19 protein-coding genes are annotated in these 19451 nt (G+C 64.7%); 3 read left to right on the top strand and 16 right to left on the bottom strand.

Annotated features, from left to right (window positions below; all coding sequences use genetic code 11):
• Nucleotides 1–3: 3 nt before the first annotated feature.
• From NG701_RS06195 to NG701_RS06140, 12 genes are all read right to left on the bottom strand, one after another.
• Nucleotides 4–1989, bottom strand: coding sequence for a helix-turn-helix transcriptional regulator (locus tag NG701_RS06195; RefSeq protein WP_252565388.1), 1986 nt, complete (start codon nt 1987–1989; stop codon nt 4–6).
• A 106-nt stretch (nt 1990–2095) separates the two neighbouring features.
• Nucleotides 2096–2491, bottom strand: coding sequence for an FKBP-type peptidyl-prolyl cis-trans isomerase (locus tag NG701_RS06190; protein WP_056340002.1), 396 nt, complete (start codon nt 2489–2491; stop codon nt 2096–2098).
• Nucleotides 2492–2532: 41 nt separating this feature from the next.
• Nucleotides 2533–3474 (bottom strand): FKBP-type peptidyl-prolyl cis-trans isomerase, encoded by a 942-nt coding sequence (locus tag NG701_RS06185; protein WP_252565387.1) that lies wholly within the window; start codon nt 3472–3474, stop codon nt 2533–2535.
• Between the two features lie 110 nt (nt 3475–3584).
• On the bottom strand, nt 3585–4949 hold the full coding sequence (pafA, locus tag NG701_RS06180; RefSeq protein ID WP_111907600.1) for a Pup--protein ligase: 1365 nt from the start codon (nt 4947–4949) through the stop codon (nt 3585–3587).
• A 1-nt stretch (nt 4950) separates the two neighbouring features.
• Nucleotides 4951–5682: a proteasome subunit alpha gene (gene prcA / locus NG701_RS06175; RefSeq protein ID WP_252565386.1), complete on the bottom strand. Its 732-nt coding sequence runs from the start codon at nt 5680–5682 to the stop codon at nt 4951–4953.
• Nucleotide 5683: 1 nt separating this feature from the next.
• Nucleotides 5684–6505 carry a proteasome subunit beta gene (prcB, locus tag NG701_RS06170; protein ID WP_252565384.1) on the bottom strand — a complete coding sequence of 274 codons (822 nt, stop codon included), beginning with the start codon at nt 6503–6505 and terminating at the stop codon, nt 5684–5686.
• A gap of 82 nt (nt 6506–6587) precedes the next feature.
• Nucleotides 6588–6791 carry a ubiquitin-like protein Pup gene (locus tag NG701_RS06165; protein ID WP_056339984.1) on the bottom strand — a complete coding sequence of 68 codons (204 nt, stop codon included), beginning with the start codon at nt 6789–6791 and terminating at the stop codon, nt 6588–6590.
• A gap of 82 nt (nt 6792–6873) precedes the next feature.
• On the bottom strand, nt 6874–8547 hold the full coding sequence (gene dop / locus NG701_RS06160; RefSeq protein WP_374208657.1) for a depupylase/deamidase Dop: 1674 nt from the start codon (nt 8545–8547) through the stop codon (nt 6874–6876).
• On the bottom strand, nt 8544–10295 hold the full coding sequence (arc, locus tag NG701_RS06155) for a proteasome ATPase (RefSeq protein WP_252565382.1): 1752 nt from the start codon (nt 10293–10295) through the stop codon (nt 8544–8546). The genes dop and arc overlap by 4 nt, the downstream gene beginning before the upstream one ends.
• 83 nt (nt 10296–10378) lie before the next feature.
• Nucleotides 10379–11440: a tRNA (adenine-N1)-methyltransferase gene (locus tag NG701_RS06150; RefSeq protein ID WP_252565380.1), complete on the bottom strand. Its 1062-nt coding sequence runs from the start codon at nt 11438–11440 to the stop codon at nt 10379–10381.
• Between the two features lie 113 nt (nt 11441–11553).
• The gene (locus NG701_RS06145) at nt 11554–12720 is read right to left on the bottom strand and encodes a site-2 protease family protein (protein ID WP_252565378.1); all 1167 of its coding nucleotides are present in this window, start codon (nt 12718–12720) and stop codon (nt 11554–11556) included.
• Nucleotides 12717–13454: an HAD family hydrolase gene (locus tag NG701_RS06140; protein WP_256472126.1), complete on the bottom strand. Its 738-nt coding sequence runs from the start codon at nt 13452–13454 to the stop codon at nt 12717–12719. Before NG701_RS06140 ends, NG701_RS06145 begins: the two co-directional genes overlap by 4 nt.
• Nucleotides 13455–13604: 150 nt before the next feature.
• On the opposite strand from NG701_RS06140, the gene NG701_RS06135 reads away from it, so the two are divergent.
• Complete coding sequence (locus tag NG701_RS06135; protein ID WP_056339966.1) at nt 13605–14510, top strand: PAC2 family protein; 906 nt, start codon at nt 13605–13607, stop codon at nt 14508–14510.
• On the opposite strand, the gene mshC is transcribed toward NG701_RS06135, so the two are convergent.
• The gene (gene mshC / locus NG701_RS06130) at nt 14507–15784 is read right to left on the bottom strand and encodes a cysteine--1-D-myo-inosityl 2-amino-2-deoxy-alpha-D-glucopyranoside ligase (RefSeq protein ID WP_252565376.1); all 1278 of its coding nucleotides are present in this window, start codon (nt 15782–15784) and stop codon (nt 14507–14509) included. The genes NG701_RS06135 and mshC overlap by 4 nt on opposite strands.
• A 15-nt stretch (nt 15785–15799) precedes the next feature.
• Nucleotides 15800–16633 carry an undecaprenyl-diphosphate phosphatase gene (locus NG701_RS06125; protein ID WP_252565374.1) on the bottom strand — a complete coding sequence of 278 codons (834 nt, stop codon included), beginning with the start codon at nt 16631–16633 and terminating at the stop codon, nt 15800–15802.
• A gap of 50 nt (nt 16634–16683) precedes the next feature.
• On the opposite strand from NG701_RS06125, the gene NG701_RS06120 reads away from it, so the two are divergent.
• A complete protein-coding gene (locus NG701_RS06120; RefSeq protein ID WP_252565372.1) occupies nt 16684–17619 on the top strand; it encodes an aldo/keto reductase in 936 nt (311 codons plus the stop codon).
• Nucleotides 17620–17693: 74 nt separating this feature from the next.
• On the opposite strand, the gene NG701_RS06115 is transcribed toward NG701_RS06120, so the two are convergent.
• Complete coding sequence (locus tag NG701_RS06115) at nt 17694–17960, bottom strand: hypothetical protein (RefSeq protein WP_056339953.1); 267 nt, start codon at nt 17958–17960, stop codon at nt 17694–17696.
• A gap of 39 nt (nt 17961–17999) precedes the next feature.
• On the opposite strand from NG701_RS06115, the gene NG701_RS06110 reads away from it, so the two are divergent.
• On the top strand, nt 18000–18233 hold the full coding sequence (locus tag NG701_RS06110; RefSeq protein WP_056339951.1) for a DUF5703 family protein: 234 nt from the start codon (nt 18000–18002) through the stop codon (nt 18231–18233).
• Nucleotides 18234–18284: 51 nt separating this feature from the next.
• On the opposite strand, the gene NG701_RS06105 is transcribed toward NG701_RS06110, so the two are convergent.
• Complete coding sequence (locus NG701_RS06105; RefSeq protein ID WP_252565370.1) at nt 18285–19445, bottom strand: acyl-CoA dehydrogenase family protein; 1161 nt, start codon at nt 19443–19445, stop codon at nt 18285–18287.
• Nucleotides 19446–19451: the final 6 nt, after the last annotated feature.

Below are 19451 nucleotides of genomic sequence, written 5' to 3'. Positions count from 1 at the left end.
AGTCTAGCCGCCGTACCCGGCCAGGGCCGCCTCGATCCAGTCCAGCGCTGCCGCCCCCAGCTCGGAAGGTTCGAGGATCCGGGCGGCCCCGCCGTGCTGGGCCACGAACATGGGAAGCCAGGCAGTGCTGCCGAAGCGGATCTCGGCTACGAGGCCGCCGTGGGGAAGGGGTGCCACACGTTCGGCGTAATAATCGTCCGCCAAGCCGGCGCCCTGCCTGGTGAGCTGTACGAGGACCGTGGTGTCGTCGTCGTTGGGCGTGAACAGCTTGGCCGGAAAGCTTTCCCCGGCCCGGACCTGCGTGGAGGCGGGATTTCCGTTCGGGTGGACCTCCTGCACCCGGTCCAGCCTGAAGTTCCGGAGCCCCTGGGCCGAATGGCAGTAGGCCTCGAAGTACCAGGTGTTGTCCAGGGAATACAGGCGGAGCGGATCCACGTCCCGTTCGGAGACCTGGTCGCGCTGGGCGGAGAAGTACACGAGCCGTAGCTGCGACCGCTCCTGGATTGCACCACGGACAACGTCAAGGAGGGCCGAATCCGACGGGCCCACCTCCGGACCGGCAAGCGAACCGGACCGCAGCCCTTCTTCGCCGGCCGCTGCCATCAGTTTGAGGGTCACCGACTCCAGGGCACCTCCTTCGGCAAGTTCGGGAAGCCCATTGAGCGTCTCGAGCCCGGTCAGCAGCGCGCAGGCCTCGTCCACCGTAAACCGGACCGGCCTCTTGAGATCCAGGTCCTGGGTGATGTAAACGTGGCCTTCCTCCCAATGGATGTCCAGGAGGTCGTCAGGGTATCCCTCGGGAAGGCCGGAGCAGATTAGGATCCGCAGGTCGCTTTCCAGCTCCGCGGGCGTGACACCGAAGCGGGCTGCGACGTCGTGGATATGCAGGCCCTGGTTGTGGACCAGGAAAGGCACCAGCTGCAGCATGCGCTTGAGCTGGTCCTCAGACGTGCGTTTCCGGATGGCGCGGCCCCGCGGTGCGTCCGCAAACAGATAGGCAGGGCTGGGAGCGGCGCAGAAGGCGGCAGCGTTGCGCAGCCGGTGCCGCACGGCTGCCACCAGCTCGTCGGGAGCATGTGCCACAGCGTCCGGGCCATAGGATGCGAGCTCCTCGGCCAGCACCTCAGCGTCCCTGAAATTGACCTGCAGCCGTTCGTAGCCGGCGTCGGGCGTTCCGGCACTCCCGTCGGCAACCGGCGTGGCGCGCCGGCGCAGGCCAAGGAGGCGGCCCTCCCGGACGTCCACGACGGCGGTCCGGAGCGGGAGCTCCGGAAGCCGGTCCAGTTCTGCGCGGACATTGAAGTTCGGCGGAGCCGAGTAGGTTTCCTTCTCCAGCACGGTGACGGGGCCCGTGAACCGGGAGAGCCGGAAGTGGCGCGGTGCCTTGCGCGAGCGGTCGTAGCCGGTCAGATACCACTGGCCGAAGCGGCTGCCGAGGCCCCACGGCTCCACCGTCCGTTGCTCTTCCTGGCCGGTGGTGCCTGCCAGGTAGCGAAAGCTGACGGGGTGCTGGGCGTGCATGGCAGCCACCACATCATCAAAGGCCTGGCCCGCCGGCCGGATCCGCGGCTGAACACCAACCGGAAGTTCGACGTCGGACACGGTACCGGAGGCCTGGAGCTTGCGGAGGGCGCTGGCAGCGGCGGTTCCCAGGGCGGCACGCTCCCACAACTGGGACGCCAGGAGGAGGACGGTCCACTCCCCCGGGCTGAGCTGGACATCAGGCAGGCGGTTCGATTCCTTGCCGATGCGGTAGCGGGTGGTGGCCGGATCATCTTCGCTCCAGCCGAGGTCCGTGACGGTTTCCACATCGAAGCCGAACTGCCGGAGGTCATTCTTGTCCCGCTCAAACATCCTGCCGAAGGCCACGTCGTTACCGGACGTGTCATGGTAGACCTTCGCCCGCAACTCTGCCCGGCGCAGGCCGTATTTGGTGTTCAGCAGGGCTATCAGGAGGTTCAGCAGGCGTTCAGTACGGGAGACGGACACGCTGGCTACGTTACTAAACTCCTCCGCGGAAAGCAGAAAGCGCGGCAACCAACAGGAAAACAAAACCCTGATTGTTACCGCGCCTTCCAGCGTTACGATGCTTCGGTCAGCGGACGCCCACGAGGTCCACCACGAAGATCAGCGCTTCGTTGGGGCCAATGGCTCCGCCGGCCCCGCGGGAGCCGTACGCCAGTTCGGAAGGAATCTCCAGGCGACGGCGGCCGCCCACCTTCATGCCCAGCAAGCCCTGGTCCCAGCCCTGGATGACCTGGCCCACGCCCACACGGAAGTCCAGCGGGGCGCCGCGGCCCCAGGAAGCGTCGAACTCTTCGCCGGTGGACCAGGCCACACCGACGTAGTGGGTGGAGACGGTGTCGCCCTTTTTGGCCTCGGCACCGTCACCCTCGATGAGGTCGGTGATAACCAGTTCGGTGGGGACATCGCCTTGCGGGAAGTCAATTTCCGGCTTCTGGCGGTCGAAATCGCGCTGACCAAATGACATGGTTGCTCCTTTGATTATTTGGGTGGGTGATGTGTTGCTGTTTACTTGACGCCGAGGATGTCCACAACGAAGACAAGGTCACCCTTGGCTTCGCCCTGGCCGGCATCACCGTACGCGAGGTCCTTGGGGACCACCAGGAGGACCCGGGAGCCCACCGTCTTTCCCGCCAGTCCCTGGGTCCAGCCCGGAATGACGCCGGTCAACGGGAAGCTGGCCGGCTCGCCGCGGTCAAAGCTTGAATCAAATTTAGTGCCGCCCACGAGGTTCACGCCAACATAGTTGACGGTCAACGTGTCGGTTTCCTTAACCTCCGCGCCGGTGCCTTTGATCAGGTCCTGGGACACGAGGGCTGTGGGCGCGGCGATTCCGTCAACGGAGATCTCCGGCACGCCCTGGTCGTTGTCCTTCACGGTCGGCAGGCCGGCCGGCGGGGTGACAGTCTCGCCTTCGGGCTTTGCGAGCGGAGCGACAGTCTGCGGTGCGTCCTTGGTGGAGAGCACCTTGATCAGGAGAAGCTGCGTTGGCTGGGCGGGGGCGCCTTCAGCGGTTGCGGCCTGGCCCGGGATGGCCAGGGCAAGGCTGGAGCCGACCTTGGAGCCAACAAACGCGCTGTAGATAACCGGGCTTCCGGTCTTCAGTTCCTCGTTCAGCTGCAGCGGTTCGGGCTCGCCGGGGAAGGTGTCCTCCAGCGTGGATCCGTCCGCACCGCTGAGCGCGAGGATGGAGATGTTTGCGATCTGGTTCTCTTTGACCCGGTCACCGTCACCTTCGGTGACCACCTTGATGGTGGGTTCGGTGACTTCGAGGGGCTTGGAGAACTCGACACCGGGAGCCTTCTTGTCCCCGTTGTCCGTCAGTTTCAGGGAGTCGAACTTGGCAGTGTCACCGGCAGACTGGCTGGTGGGTTCCGGTGCTGCGGGCGAACCGCCACAAGCGGTAAGCAGCAGCAGGCCGGGGATCAGGATTGCTAGGAGTCGGCGCACGTAAGAGAACTTTCGTCGGGGCAGGGTGGACGCGGAGCCGGAATCAGGCGCCCGGCACCGCTGCAAGGCCAAGGAACGGCCCCATCAAGGATAGCCCGTGAACCTGAACGTCAGCCCATAGAGCCCAGCAGGGCATCCACCCGCTCATCGACGCTCCGGAAGGGATCCTTGCACAGGATGGTCTGGTGCGCGCGGTCGTTCAGCTTCAGGTGCACCCAGTCAACTGTGTAGTCCCTGCCCAGTTCCTGGGCACGCCGGACGAAATCGCCCCTCAGCTTGGCCCGGGTGGATTGCGGTGGCACGTCCACCGCGTCTTTGATCACGGTATCGTCCACAACCCGCCGAACCGCACCCCGGGACTGCAGGATGTAGTACAGCCCGCGGCTCCGCGAAATGTCATGGTACGTAAGATCCAGCTGGGCAATCCTGGGCGCGTCCAGGCCCAGGCCGTGCCGCTGCCGGTAGTTGTCCATCAGTTTTTTCTTGATGGCCCAGTCGATTTCCGTGTCGATGGTGCTGGTGTCACCGCTTTCGATCGCGTTCAGGGTCCGTTGCCAAAGATCAAGGATGAACGGTACGTGGGGATTGTGGGCCCCGTGCTCCTGAACGAAGGCCGTGACCTTGGTGAGGTACTCCTGCTGGATCTCCAGGGCCGTGAGCTGGCGGCCGTTGGCCAGACGGACCAGCGCCCTTCCACTGAGGTCGTGGGAAATCTCGCGGATGCTGCGGATGGGGTTTTCCATCCTCATGTCGCGCATGATCACTCCCGCCTCAATCATGCGCAGGATGAGGTCCACGGTGCCGACCTTGAGCAGGGCTGTGGTTTCGGACATGTTGGAGTCGCCCACAATGACATGGAGCCGGCGGAAAAATTCGGCGTCGGCGTGCGGTTCATCGCGGGTGTTGATGATGGGCCGTGACCGGGTGGTGGCGGAGGAGACGCCTTCCCAGATGTGGTCTGCCCGCTGGGAAAACGCGTACGTGGCCCCGTGCGGAGTCTTCAGGATTTTCCCTGCGCCGGCGATCAGCTGGCGGGTCACTAGGAAGGGAATCAGGATCTCCGCGAGCCGGGAGAATTCGCCGCGGCGCGGGATGAGGTAGTTTTCATGGCTGCCGTAGGAGTTGCCGGCCGAATCGGTGTTGTTCTTGAACAGGTAGACGGTGCCGTTGAATCCTTCCGCCGCCAGCCTTGCCTGTGCCTCGTCAACGAGGTCGTCCAGGATCAGCTCGCCCGCGCGGTCGTGCGCAATGAGCTGGGCCAGATCATCACATTCGGCCGTGGCGTACTCAGGGTGTGAGCCGACGTCGAGGTACAACCGGGAACCGTTGGTCAGGAACACGTTGGATGACCGTCCCCAGCTGACCACCTTGCGGAACAGGTACCGGGCCACTTCTTCCGGGGCCAACGGCCTCGAATCGGGGCTCGAATACGAGATTCCGAACTCGGTCTCGATACCGAAGATTCTCTTGTCCATCTCAGTCCTCCTCAGCAAGCAGTGCCGTGATATCAGAATCGTTGAGCCGCCGGAAGGCCCTGCGGAAACCCCGGGAGGTCTCCGACTGCCTGTCCAGCACGGCAACCTCCACGGCCTTGGCGGGAAGGGTTGCTCCCGCTCCGCCCTGTTCAGCGGCCGGGTCTGGGCCGCTGGCCAGGCCGCGGGTAGCCAGGCGTACAGCGCCTGCGAACCGCAGCGACGGTCGCCAGCCCTCAGCGATGACCGCCGAGACACGCTCCGCCTGGCCGCCCATCACGATGAAGCCGTGCTCGTCGGCGATGGACCCGTCGAAGGTGAGCCGGTAGAGGTGGTCCAGTTCCGGCGTGGGGCCAACCTCGGCGACGGCCAGTTCCACTTCGAAGGGTTTCTGTTCTGCGGTGAAGACGGCACCGAGGCTTTGCGCGTAGACACTCGCGAGCCCGCGCGCAGTGACGTCCTCACGGTCGTAGGAGTAACCACGGACATCCGCGTACCGCACTCCGGCCTGGCGCAGGCTTTCGAATTCGTTGTACTTGCCGACGGCGGCAAACGCGATTTTGTCGTAGATCTCGCCGATTTTATGCAGTGAGGGTGAGGGGTTCTCAGCGACCAAGGCAATACCGTCCTGGCAGCTGATGACCACCACGGACCTGCCGCGGGCGATGCCCTTCCGTGCGAAGTCCGCACGGTCCTTCATCAGTTGTTCAGGCGAGACATAGAACTGCTGCGTCATCTTAGGCCTCCCGCCGTTCGGCGGACCTGGCTTCGATAATCCTGCCCGCCACAGCGGCGAGCTCGGATTCGGGGATACGCCGGGCGCCATCCCTGTTCACGGTGTACACCACCGGCCACAATTGACGGACGGGATCCGGACCACCTGTGGCGGAGTCGTCGTCGGCCGCGTCGTAAAGGGACTCGACCGCCACGGAGACTGCCTCGGCTTCGGCCAGGTTGGGCCGCCAGAGCTTCTTCAGCGCGCCGCGGGCAAAAACGGAACCGGAGCCGACCGTGTGGTGCTCGCGTTCCTCATACCTGCCGCCGGTGACGTCGTAGGAGAAGAGCCGGCCCTCGCCGGCAGTCGTGTCGAAGCCGGCGAACAGCGGCACGACCGCGAGTCCCTGCAGGGCCATCGGCAGGTTCCCGCGGATCATGGCCCCCAGCCGGTTGGCTTTGCCGTCGAGGCTCAGCAGGGTGCCCTCGATCTTTTCGTAGTGCTCCAGCTCCACCTGGAAGAGCCGCGTCAGGTCAATCGCGATGCCGGCCGTTCCGGCGATTCCCAGCACCGAATACCTGTCGGCCGGGAACACCTTTTCGATGTGCCGGCTGGCAATGACGTTGCCCATGGTGGCCCGCCGGTCACCGGCCATCAGGACACCGCCGCCATAACTCATCGCCACGATCGTGGTGGCATGGGGCACCTGCAGGGGAGCTGTCGCCGCCGCTGCAGCAGGCATGGCACGGTTGTACGGAAGCAGGTCCGGCCGGTCGCGCTGCAGATGCTCGGTGAATGAGGATGTCGCGTTGCCGGCTACCTGGTTGGCGGTTGTTTCCTGCACTGATGCACTCCTTGTACGTGGTCCTTCAACGTCGGTACAGATTCCGGCCGGACGCGGCTTCCGCCACCCATCCGGATCCGGGTTACTGGCCGCCCTTTTGGACGAAGGCGCGGACGAACTCCTCGGCGTTTGACTCCAGGACGCCGTCGATCTCATCAAGAAGGTCGTCGACGCCCTGGGTGGCAGCCGATGCCTGGGCTTCCGGGGCTGCCGGAGGCGCCTCCGGGATCTCGTCCTCGACCTGGCTGTCGTGTGATTGTGGCTTCTGCTGCTCCTGGCCTGCCATGGTGATCTCCTCTAAAATCCTCGGATCCGGGCGGATCTGCTGATACGCCCATATTGCCACGCTGTCCGCCCGACGGCGCGGTTTACGCCGCAGGCGGAGCGGTGTTATGCCCCAAAAGTTCGGCGAGGAACGGACCTGCCGTCCGGTGGCGGGCAAAGAGCCCTCCCGTGAGCGCCTTGGTACCGCGCAGGGGCTCCCGGGTCGGCACGCGCTGAAGCCGGCCGTAGCCCGGCACATCGAAGATGACCGAGTCCCAGCTGGCCCCTACCACGTCTTTGCCGAAGCTGCTGATACACCGTCCGCGGAAGAAGGCACGCGTGTCCGACGGCGGTTCGGTCATCGCTGCGGCGATGGCACCGTCGTCGACGATCCGCTGCATGCGGTTCCTTGCCAGGAACCGGTAATACAGTCCCTTCTCCGGCCTGATGTCTGCCCACTGGAGGTCCACAAGGCCGAGCCTCGCGTCACCCCAGGCAAGGTTGTCGCGGTTCCGGTAACCCTCGAGGAGGGAGAGCTTGGCCAACCACTCCACGGAGGTGGCCGCCGCGTTCCTGTCGGAATCGAGTTGGGTCAGCGTGGCAGCCCAGCGCTCCAGCACCTGATGCGTATGGCCGTCCCCGTCCACGGCATCGGCTACGCCGGTGTCTTGCGCCAGCTTGGCCGCCGCCTCGTGGTATATCCATTGCAGGTCCAGGGCCGTCACGCGGCGCCCGTCCAGCAGCCTTAGTTTGGCTGTCAGCGACGTATCGTGGCTGACTGCCTGAAGCGCAGCGACGGGTTCGTGCACCTCCACCTTGGGCGCCAGCCCGGCCTCGATCAGGCTCAGGACCATGGCCGTGGTGCCGAACTTGAGGTAGTTCGAGGATTGGCTCAGATTTGCGTCACCGATGATCACATGCAGGCGCCTGTATTTGTCGGCGGTGGCGTGCGGCTCATCCCGGGTGTTGATGATGGGACGCCGGATGGTGGTTTCCAGGCCCACCTCCGCCTCAAAGAAATCTGCCCGCTGGCTGATCTGGTACCCGGGCGTGGAGCTGTCCTGCCCCAGACCCACCCGCCCGGCGCCGCACATGATCTGGCGCGTGACGAAGAATGGCGTCAGCCCCCGAACGATGTCCCCGAAGGGCACCGAACGCGGCATGAGGTAGTTCTCGTGGGAGCCGTAGGAGACGGACTTGTTGTCCGTATTGTTTTTGTACAGGTTGACCGGAGGCAGCTCGGGATCCGCGGCCAGGCGACGGACGGCCGCCAGCGCTACGAGGTCCCCGGCTGCATCCCAGATCACCGCATCGCGGGGGTTGGTCACCTCTGCGCTGGAGTATTCCGGATGGGCATGATCCACGTACAGGCGGGCTCCGTTGCCCAGGACCATGTTCATCAGGAGGCTGCCGGCCTCGTCGTCGCCGTCCAGTTCCAATTCCTCGCGGCCGTAGGCAAGCGCCACCGCTTCGGCGTCGAGTACCGGCGGCTGGTCTGTCAGCTGGCTGGGGTGGGCGGAGGCCCGTTCCAGGGTCCAGCCACGGGCGTCGTGGAGGGGCTCCTCGTCCGTGTAATCCCACCGGGTCTCTGCCCCTCCGGCTGCCCTTTGCCGCGTTACCTGGGCATAAGCCTGGACAACGCGGGCGGACATCATGGTGGCGTTTGCTCCGGGCGCAGACGGGGCGTGGATGCCGTATTCCGTTTCCGCCCCCATGACGCGCATGGCCCCGCCGGCCGGGAGCCCTCCCCCGCCGGCGCGTTCCGGGGCTGCCGTCACAGGTACTGTCCTGTGTTCGGCATCGTTTCGATGGACTTGCCGGGCTCCTGGCCTGCCTTACCCTGCACGATGGTGCGGATGTAGGTGATCCGTTCGCCCTTCTTGCCTGAGATCCTGGCCCAGTCGTCCGGGTTGGTGGTGTTGGGCATGTCCTCGTGTTCGCGGAATTCATCCACCACGGCACGCAACAGGTGCTCGATCCGGAGACCCTTCTGGTGCAGGGTCAGGAGATCCTTGATGGCGTACTTCTTGGCCCGGTCCACAACGTTCTGGACAACGGCGCCTGAATTGAAGTCCTTGAAGTAGAGCATTTCCGTATCGCCGTTGGCATAGGTGACTTCCAGGTACTCGTTGGACTTCTCCGTGGAGTACATGGCTTCAACCGTGCGCTGGACCATGGCGTCCACCGTCGCCTGGACGTCGCCGCTGTGCTCGGCGAGGTCGGACTCGTGGAACGGCAGGTCCGTGGTGATGTACTTGTTGAAGATGTCCGCCGCGGCCTCTGCATCGGGGCGCTGGATCTTGACTTTCACGTCCAGGCGGCCGGGACGGAGAATGGCGGGGTCGATCATGTCCTCGCGGTTGGATGCACCGATCACAATGACGTTGTCGAGCCGCTCCACGCCGTCGATCTCACTCAGCAACTGCGGGACGATGGTGGTCTCGACGTCCGAGGAGATCCCGGTCCCGCGCGTACGGAACAGCGAATCCATTTCATCGAAGAAGACCACCACGGGGCTGCCGTCCGAGGCCTTCTCGCGGGCCCGGGAGAAGATCAGGCGAATGTGGCGCTCCGTCTCGCCCACGTACTTGTCCAGAAGCTCCGGACCCTTGATGTTGAGGAAATAGCTCTTCAGGTCCACATTGCCGGACCGCTCCGCCGCACGGGCGGCGAGGGAGTTGGCAACAGCCTTCGCGATCAGGGTCTTGCCGCAACCTGGCGGGCCGTACAACAGAATGCCCTTTGGGGCTTTCAGCCCATGCTCGCGGTAGAGGTCCGGGTGCAGGAACGGCAGTTCCACAGCATCCCGGATCTGCTCGATCTGCGGACCAAGTCCGCCGATGTCCTCGTACGTGATGTCGGGGACTTCTTCAAGGACGAGGTTTTCCACTTCGGAGCGGGGCACTTTTTCGAGGGCGTAGCCGGTGCGGGAGTCGATGGACAGCGCGTCCCCCACCCTCAGCTTTTCGGTGAGCAGGGCTCCGGAGAGCCTGATGACACGTTCTTCGTCGGCCCGCCCCACCACCAGTGCGCGGTCCGTTCCGAGCATTTCCTTGAGGGTCGCGAGTTCGCCGGCGCGTTCATAGCCGAGGCCGGCCACAATCAGCAGTGCCTCGTTGAGGAGGACCTCCTGGCCGACCGCCAGCTGGTTGATGTTGGCTAGGGGGCTGATGCCCACCCGCATCTTCCGGCCGGCGTTGAAAATGTCCACCGATTCCTCGGTGGCCGCCTGGCCGCTGTTGCCCGGTGACGGCAGCCGCCTGGGATTGAGCTGCAGGACGGTGCCGAAGCTGTACGGGGGCTGGCCCTCCTGGTCCAGGGCATTTTTCAGCCGCAGGATCTCGGCCTTGGCCGCTTCCAGCATGCTGACCAACTTGGCGTTGTTCTGCGTGGCGGCTGCCAGCTGGCGGTCAATGTGCCTGAGTTTGTCGCGGAGGACATTGGCCTGCCGCTCTGCAGCCGACAGTTCGTTGGCGGCCGACTGCTCCGCCGGTGTACGTCCGGAGTCCTGATTCGGCGTCTCCATGGTGCATCAGCCCCTTCCTGCTCTTCTTCTTAAGACCTTAGCCCCAAGTTGGCAGGTACTGCTGGAGACTCCCGAAATGTGGACTAGTTCGTGATCTCCGGTTCGTCCTTGACGTTGGTGCCGGCAATGGCATCGCGCGCGGCTCGGCGGAGCTTTTTGTCGGAGACCAGGCGTTCGCCCACGGCACCCGGGGTCCAGGCGTTGACGTCTTCTTCGTTGAAGCCAGTCTTCGAGGGACGGCGCTTGACGGAGATGCCGGTGACGCCGTCGGCAAGCCGGCGGGTGACCAACAGGAAGCCGGTGTGGGCCACCATGCGGTGGTCCGGACGGACGGCCAGGCCCTCAAGGTGCCAGCCGCGGACCATGGACTCCCAGGCATCGGGTTCGGTGAAGCGGCCGTCAGCCCTGATGGCCTCCGCGGTCCGGGAGAGCTGGGTGACCGTGGCCACGTAGTTGATCCAGACCCCGCCTGGTGCCAGGACAGTGGCGACGGCATCAAGGCACTCCCAAGGTGCCAGCATGTCCAGCACTACACGGTCCACGGATCCGGGCGCCTCGCTGCGGACTACTTCCTCCTGGAAGTCGCCGAGTGAAATCTTCCACGCCGGGTGCGGGCCGCCAAAGATGGTTTCCACATTCCCCCGGGCAATGTCCGCAAATTCCTCACGGCGCTCGAACGAGTGGAGGTATCCGTTGTCGCCAACGGCCCGGAGCAGCGAGATGGACAGCGCTCCAGAGCCAACGCCGGCTTCAACAACCCTGGCGCCGGGAAAGATATCGGCCATGGTGACGATCTGGCCGGCGTCCTTCGGGTAGACCACTGCGGCGCCACGCGGCATAGAGAGGACAAAATCCGAGAGGAGGGGGCGCAGCGTCTGGTACTGCTGGCCGACGTTGTTCACGACGACTGAGCCATCAGCTTTTCCGATGATCTCGTCGTGGTTCAGGAAGCCGCGGTGCGTGTGGAAGGCGCCGCCGCTCTCAAGGGTGATGGTGTTCATGCGACCGCGCTCGTCGGTCAGCTGGACCCGTTCCCCTTCACGGAACGGTCCGCGTCGGCGGGCAGCTCCCACCGGCTGGGTGCCATTGGCGGCAACACCGGTGGTGGATGGTGCTGCGGCTTCGGCGGCAGTTTCGCTGCTCATGGATTTTCCTCGCTCCTGTAAAACTGTGGGGCCACGCATCGAAATAGGTCCGCCCGGTACGGCGGAGGCCTCCGGGCGGCCACGCGGCGGCAATGCACGGCCGGCACGTAACTCTACCGGCTTTGACCCTGCGGATGCCTATTCGACCGGTCAGCCTTGCCGGTGATGGCGGCCACCACCACGTTCTGCGCCAGAAGGCCGGTGACCGTTCCATGACGGTCCACCACTGCATATTCGTGACCTTCAAGCTGGGAAAGGTACTGGATCAGCTCCTGCCCCTGGGAGGACTCAGGCACGTAGGCTCCCGCCGCAAGGGCATAGGACACTGCCGTGGCAGGCGTGGAGGCGGCCGCGTGGTCAGGAACAGCGGCGAGGGCGCCTGCGTCCACTACACCCTGCGGGCGCCCCTCCGGCCCGCACACCACAACGGCCCGTGAGCCGTCCGGTGACAGCCTGCGGATGTCCGCCACAGTGGCGGTGGCTGGAATTCCGACGGCGGGAGCCGCCAGGGCAGCGGCGCTGACCAGATGCATCCTTCCGCGCAGTGTGCCCTGCTGGATGGACGCGCTGGCACCCATCCAGAGGAAGCCGCCAACGAGGACGGTGATCATGAGGAGGCTGAAATCAGGTGTCTCACCGGCCAGCAGCGGCCGGGCAATGAACCAGAAGCCCAACGCCACCACGATGACACGGCCGGCCCAGCCGGCGGCGACGGTGCCTTTGGCCTGGCTCCCGGTTGCTTTCCACACGGCCGACTCCACGATCCTGCCGCCGTCCAGCGGGAGTCCGGGCAGGACATTGAAGATGCCGATGACGAAGTTGGCCCACATAAAGATGTTCGTGAGGATCTCGGCCACAGTGCCCATGCTGGTGGTGGACAGGACCACCCAGGCACCGCCGGCGAGGACCAGGTTGGCTGCCGGCCCTGCCAAGGCCACAATGACCGAGCGCGCCGGCGTCGCCGTGAAATTTTCAAACTGGGTGTGGCCGCCCCAGAGATTCAACACGATCTTCTGCGTGGGCCAGCCGTAAATCTTGGCCGTGAGGGCGTGCGCTAGTTCGTGGACCAGGACGGAGATCAGGAGCAGCAGGGCGTACGCGAACGCCATGTAGTAGGCGGAGATGCCCAGTGCCGGATTCTGCTCCAACAGCAGGGGCCCGTAGACAATGACGGTAAAGGCGGCGATCACAAACCACGAGTAGGCCAGAATGACCGGGATTCCGGCGATCCTGCCGAGCGGTATTCCTTCGCGGCGGGCGGGGGCGGGCTTGGAGCTCATGACGGGGTCCCCGTCACGAGCACGGCAGATCCAGACGCCGCGGCGGCCAGGCTGCCCGCGGCGATGGCCTCCAGCTCGGAAACGGTGCGGCCGGCCAGGGATTCCCAGGTGGTGTGCCTGGGATCGTCGGGGATCGGGACAATGTGCGGAATGGCGACGGTGGCGACGCCCGAGGCCACCGCAGCAGCCACTCCCGGTGCGGAGTCCTCAAGGGCGACGCAGTGATCCACGGTCAGGTCCGGGTCCGCTTCCTGAAGCAGCTCCACTGCCTTCAGGTATGCTTCCGGGTGCGGCTTGCCCTGGGTGACGGTGTCCCCCGTGACCAGGAATTCGAAGTAAGGCTTGGGCAGGCTCGCGACAATTTCGCGGGCCAACGGCTCCTCCGACATGGTCACCAGCGCGCACCGCACTCCGGCGACGTGCAGGTCATCCAGCAGTTCCCGCGCCCCGGGACGCCAAGGAACAGAGTGCCGGACGCTCCTGATGACCTCAGAGGTCAGGGTGTCGATGATCTCCCGGCGCTCCAGCCGGACACCGGCTGCCTGCAGGATTCCGGCCGAATACGTCAGCGACTGACCCACGAGCTGCATGGCCTGCCCATGTGACCAGGTGCCGCCATGCGCTTCCACAAGGGCGTGCTCCGCGGCAATCCAGTAGCGTTCAGTGTCCACAATGGTGCCGTCCATATCCCAAAGAACGGCTCTGAGCGGGGAAACGGAGGGTAGGGATCGCATGTTCCCAGTCTACGGGGCGCACCTGAACGCCAGCCGGTGGATACGCCCTCGGCGAATATCAGCATTGTCTTTGGGCGCGCACGCGCCCCGGCGCACTTTTTGGCTCTTCATTCAATGCGTCGCGCCGGTTCTTGGACGTAGGGTGATGAGATGAATAGCTTCGACGGAGACACCGCGGAACCGGGTGCCGCACCTGAACCGGAGCAGTTCCTGCTGCCAGTGGCGGACGGGGAGCGCATTACTGTGATGCTGGCCGCATTTGAAGGCTGGAACGATGCCGGCGAAGCCGCCAGTGATTCCTTGCGCTACCTGAACAGGGTTTGGGGCGGCAAGAAGGTCGCGTCCATTGACGCCGACGAATACTACGATTTCCAGTTCACGCGTCCCACGGTCCGAAGGAACGCCTCGGGGGAACGCAAGATCAAGTGGCCCTCCACACGGATCTACAAGGCCAGTGCGCCGGATTCGAACGTGGACGTCATTTTCGTCCAGGGCATTGAGCCGTCCTACAAGTGGCGGGCCTATACGGCGGAACTGCTGGTCCACGCCGAAGCGCTGAAGGTGGACTACGTGGTCCTGGTGGGGGCCCTTCTGGCAGACGTTCCGCACAGCAGGCCGATTCCGGTCAGCACCTCCTCTGACGACGCTGTGTTGCGGGAACGCCTCAACCTTGAAGCATCCCAGTATGAAGGTCCCGTCGGCATCGTCGGAGTACTGTCAGAAGTGTCCCTCCTGGCGGGCCTTCCTACTGTTTCCCTCTGGGCAGCCGTCCCGCATTACGTGGCCCAGGCCCCGTCACCCAAGGCGCAGCTGGCTCTCCTGCACCGGGTCGAGGAATTGATCCAAGTCCCGCTGGACACGCACGAACTGGCGGAAGAGGCAGCTGCGTGGGAGCGCGGCGTCGATGAGTTGGCTACCGAGGATCCTGAGATCGCCGCGTACGTCCGCCAGCTGGAAGAGGCAAAAGATACGGCCGATCTTCCGGAGGCGAGCGGCGAATCCATCGCGCGGGAGTTTGAGCGCTATCTCAAGCGTCGGGGCCGGGACAAGCCCTAGAGTACGACGCCGAGCAAGGCGTCCAGGGCGTCCCTGACCAGGGCCTGATCATGCTGGCTGCCCGCTGCCGCGGCGGAGTCCGCCGAGGCAGCCCAGCGGTCGACAGCTTCCAGGGCGGCCGGCGCGTTCAGGTCAGATGCAAGGGCGGACCGCATTTCTGCGATCAGGCCGGGGGCCGATCCTTCCGGCGAGGTGGCGACGGCGCTGCGCCACGCAGCCAGGCGGTCCTTCGCGGCTTCAAACCCTTCAGCGGTCCAGGACCAGTCTGAACGGTAATGGTGGGCCAGGATGGCCAGGCGGATGGCAGCCGGTTCTTCTCCCTCGGCCCGAAGTTTGGACACCAGGACCAGGTTGCCCTTGGACTTGCTCATCTTTTCGCCGTCCAGGCCCACCATGCCGGCGTGGGCATAGTGGTGGGCCAGCGGAACTTCGGCGAGGGAATAGGCGTGACCGGCGCCCATCTCGTGGTGCGGGAAGATGAGGTCAGAGCCGCCGCCCTGGACAGTGAAGGGAGCCGGCAGGTACTGCTGGGCGATGACCGTGCATTCGATGTGCCAGCCAGGCCTGCCCTGGCCCAACCCGCCGCCCGGCCAGCTGGGCTCGCCGTCACGGGCAACCCGCCAGAGCAGGGGGTCCAGGGCCTGCCGCTTGCCGGCCCGGCCCGGGTCGCCGCCGCGTTCGGCGAACAGTTCCAGCATTTCGGCTTCACCAAGGCGGGAGATCGAGCCCAGGGTCCAGGCATCCGGGGCGACCGACTGCTTGCCGGCAGCTTCGACGTCGTAGTAGACGTCGCCGTCGGGCTCCCCTGCCGTACCAGGGACGCGGTAGGCCAGCCCCAGCCGGACCAGCCGTTCGATGGCCGGAACAATGATGTCAACTGATTCAACGGCACCCACGTAGTGGTCCGGCGAGAGGACGTTCAGGGCCTCCATATCGGTCTGGAAGAGTTCAATCTGGCTCGCGGCCAGGTCCCGCCAGTCCACACCGGTGGCAGTCGCCCGCTCCAGCAGGGGGTCGTCGACGTCGGTGACGTTCTGGACGTAGGAAACCTGCTGGCCGGCGTCACGCCAGGCCCTGTTCAGCAGGTCGAAGGCCACGTAGCTGGCCGCATGGCCCATGTGGGTTGCGTCGTAGGGAGTGATCCCGCAGACGTACATGGATTGCTCTCCCCCGGCCCGGAGCGTGACCTCACTCCCCTTAGCGGTATCGAACAGCCGGATGGCAGGCATGGCGCCGGGCAGCGCAGGGACAGGGCGGGAGGTCCAGGATTTCACAGCCTAAGCCTACGGCTAGGCGCTGATGACATTGAAACCGAGCAAGAGATACAGGGCCAGGCCCAGGAAGATCCGGTACCAGACGAAGAGCCGGTAGCTTCGGGTGGAAATGAACTTGAGGAACCAACCGATGATCACGTAGCCCACCACCAAGGCGATGACGGTGGCCAGCGCCGTCTCCGGAAGGCCGTAGGGGCCGGTGATGCCTTCCTTGGAGACCACTTTGTACAGCTGGTAAAGGCCGCTGCCGAACACCGCCGGGATAGCCAGGAGGAACGAATACCGCGCGGCGGCTTCGCGTGTGTAGCCCATCAGGAGACCTGCGGTGATGGTGCCGCCGGATCGCGACACACCGGGAATAAGAGCCAGGGCCTGGGCGAAGCCGTACAAAATGCCGTGTTTGTAGGTGAGCTGGGTGAGGTCCCGGTCCTGCTTTCCGATCGCGTCGGCCACGGCCAGAAAGAGCCCGAAGACGATCAGCATGGTGGCTACGAGCCACAGGCTCCTCAGCACCGACTCGATCTGATCCTGGAAGAGCAGACCCAGCACGATGATGGGGAGGCTGCCCAGGATCACCAGCCAGCCCATGCGGGCATCCGGGTCCTGCCGGGAGACTTTTCCGGTCAGCGATCCCGCCCAAGCCTTGACAATCCGCACGATGTCGCGCCAGAAGTAGATCACCACCGCCGTTTCGGTACCAAGCTGCGTGATGGCGGTAAACGCGGCTCCGGGATCGGATGCGTTGGGCAGAAACTGCCCCACAATCCGCAGGTGGGCGCTCGATGAAATCGGTAGAAATTCGGTCAGTCCCTGCACTAGGCCCAGCAGGGCCGCCTCAAACCAGTTCACGCTAAGACCCTACGTCATGGACCCTGTTGATTCCCCGTAAGCTTGCAGCTATGCAGCAGCGTTACGTCGGCAACAGTGGATTGCGAGTCTCCGCCCTTTCCCTCGGCACCATGTCCTGGTCCGGCGATACCGACGAACAGGACGCCTCGGAGATATTGCGGACATTTATCGATGGTGGCGGAAAACTCATAGATACCGCGGCGTCATACGCCGACGGCCGCGCAGAGGCGATGATCGGGTCCCTCATGGGTGACGTTGTCTCCCGCACCGAAGTCTGCATCTCCACCAAAGCCGGGATGTCGACGTCGGACGGCCGGCGCACGGTGGACACTTCGCGCAACGCGATGCTCACCGGCCTGGACGCCAGCCTGGCGAGGCTGGGGACTGACTACGTGGATATCTGGTTTGCCCAGGCCTGGGACGGCAACGTCCCGCTGGACGAGACCCTGTCTGCGCTTGAATTCGCGCTCCGGAGCGGCCGCGCCCGTTATGCGGGCATCTCCAACTTCAGCGGGTGGCAAAGCGCCAAGGCCGCGGCGGTGGCCGGATTTCCGCTCGTAGCCGCGCAGGCTGAATATTCACTCCTGCAGCGAAAGGCGGAAGCGGAACTGGTTCCCGCCGTCGAAGATGCCGGTCTGGGGCTGATGGCCTGGGCTCCGCTGGGACGCGGCGTCCTGACCGGCAAGTACCGCGGCGCCATTCCCGCCGATTCCCGGGCGGCAAGAGCAGACTCCGCACCCTACGTAGAGCCGTATCTGGAGGCGCAGCCGTCCAGCGTTGTGGAAGCCGTGGCCATGGCTGCCAAGGGCCTGGGCAGGACACCGCTGGATGTTTCGCTGAGCTGGCTGTTGTCACAGCATGGCGTGGCCACGGCCATCATCGGACCCAGGACGCCCGTGCAGGCGAAAGAAATCATGGCGGCCCAACTGACCAGGTTGCCTCCCGAAATTGCCCGCGCTCTCGAGGACGTTTCCCTGCCCGGCTGAGTTTCCGTGCCCGGCTGACACGCCGTTCAGGGCCGCGGCGTTAGGTCGTTGCCCGCGATGGCGGCGTGGAGTTCTCAGTCCTCGAGGATTTCCAGGTCCTCGTCGTCATCGATGCCGGCTTCATCGTCCTCGTCTTCTTCATCATCGAAGACCTGAAGGGGTGTAACTTCGCTGTAAGCCTCGTAGAGTGCGTCTTCATAAACCTCGAAAGCATCTGCGACCGCAAAAAAAGCCGCTTCCACCGCGGGATCGCCATCTCCACGCCGGTTGGATGCTGCTATAAGGTGTTCTTCCAAGGCGGTTGTCAAGGACTGAAGCGCGACACGCGGATCGATGCTCATGCCTTCACGTTAGCCGGAAAAGGACGAAAATGGAGAGCAATGAAGGAACATTTTCTCACCAGCTCGGTCCAGCGCGAACGGGACATTCTTAGGCAGTACGAGTACCTCGTCCTGACGGTCAGCCCTGACGATTCGCTGCCTGACGCCAGGCGCCGGCTTGTGGAGCATTCCGAGTACGGCAAGTGGGAGCTGGAACGCAGCAAGCTGTATTTGGGCGGCGGCAGGCGCTTCTGGCTCCGCCGCCGGGTGATGCAGGTCCAGCGGACCGTATAGGGATTAACGGGCCAGCGGACCGTGTAGGGGTTGACGGGCCAGGGGCCTGTTTCAGTCCTCCAACGGACCCAGCCACGCGTTCGCCACGGTGTTGTGCGCCGACTCATCGTCTGATGGGTGGAACATCCCGGCCAGCACGTCCCGGTACAGGCGCTCAAGCTCCGACCCACGAAAGTAACTGGAGCCGCCACTTACCCTGATGGCCAGGTCCACAACGCGGCGGGCCGTTTCAGTTGCATTGACCTTCAGCCCCACAAGTTTGGGAAACCATTGCGGCCCGTGCTCAACGAGCGCATCCACATCGCGGGTGACGGTCAGCAGTTGGGGGTAGAGGATATCCATGGCCATGGCGGCCTCCGCGATTTTCCAGCGGATATCCGGATCCTGCGCATAGCTGCGGCCGGCATTCTTGAAGGATGTACGGCGCTTGACGGCCTCAACACCCAGGTTCAGGGCACGTTCGCCAATGCCGGTGTACACGGCAGCCAGCAATGTCTCGAAGCACGCGAAGACGGCGAAAATCAGCGGATCGGCGTTGGGTCCCACCGGGAGTTTGCGGAAGATCCTGTCCGGGGGGACCTCGACGCCGTCCAGGACGGTGGTGTTTGACTGGCTGGCCCGCATGCCCAGGGTGTTCCAGTCATCCAGGATGGAGTAGCCCGCGGCAGTCCGGGTGATGAATCCGTGCACGAGCTCCCCTGCGCCTTCCCTTGCCTGGCCGTCCTTGCCGAAGATTCCCAGCCGGGTCCAGGCGGGCGAAAGACTCGTGAAGATCTTGGTACCAGTGAAGCTGTACGCTCCGCCCGGCAAGGGAACGGCTGCCGTTTTTGAATCAAAAAAGACCGAATCGTTGCCGGCTTCGGAATTGCCGAAGGCGAAGATCTCGCCGTGGGCGGCCTCCTGCAGGACGAAGCCAAGGGAATGGTCCCCCTTTGCGGCCAGGACGTGGGCGACGCCGGTCCACACCAGGTGCATGTTGATGGCCAGGGCGGTGGCCGGGGCCGCCGTTGCCAGCCGCCGCTGGCACTGTGCTGCCGCCTCCAGCCCGAGCCCCAGGCCGCCGTCGGACGCCGGCACAAAGAGCTTGAGGTAGCCGGCGGCGGTCAGCTCTTCGAGGTCTTCAAAGAAGAAGGTGTTGTCCAGGTCGTAGCCCGCAGCACGGCCGCGGATGGCCTGGAGCAAGGGCTCCGGCAGGACTTCCTCGGGAGTCATGTCCGG

The organism is Pseudarthrobacter cellobiosi (assembly GCF_023913815.1).
Taxonomy (GTDB): Bacteria; Actinomycetota; Actinomycetes; order Actinomycetales; family Micrococcaceae; genus Arthrobacter; species Arthrobacter cellobiosi.
Note: the sequence above shows the minus strand (reverse complement) of the source record. Positions and strands in the feature narration are given on the sequence as shown.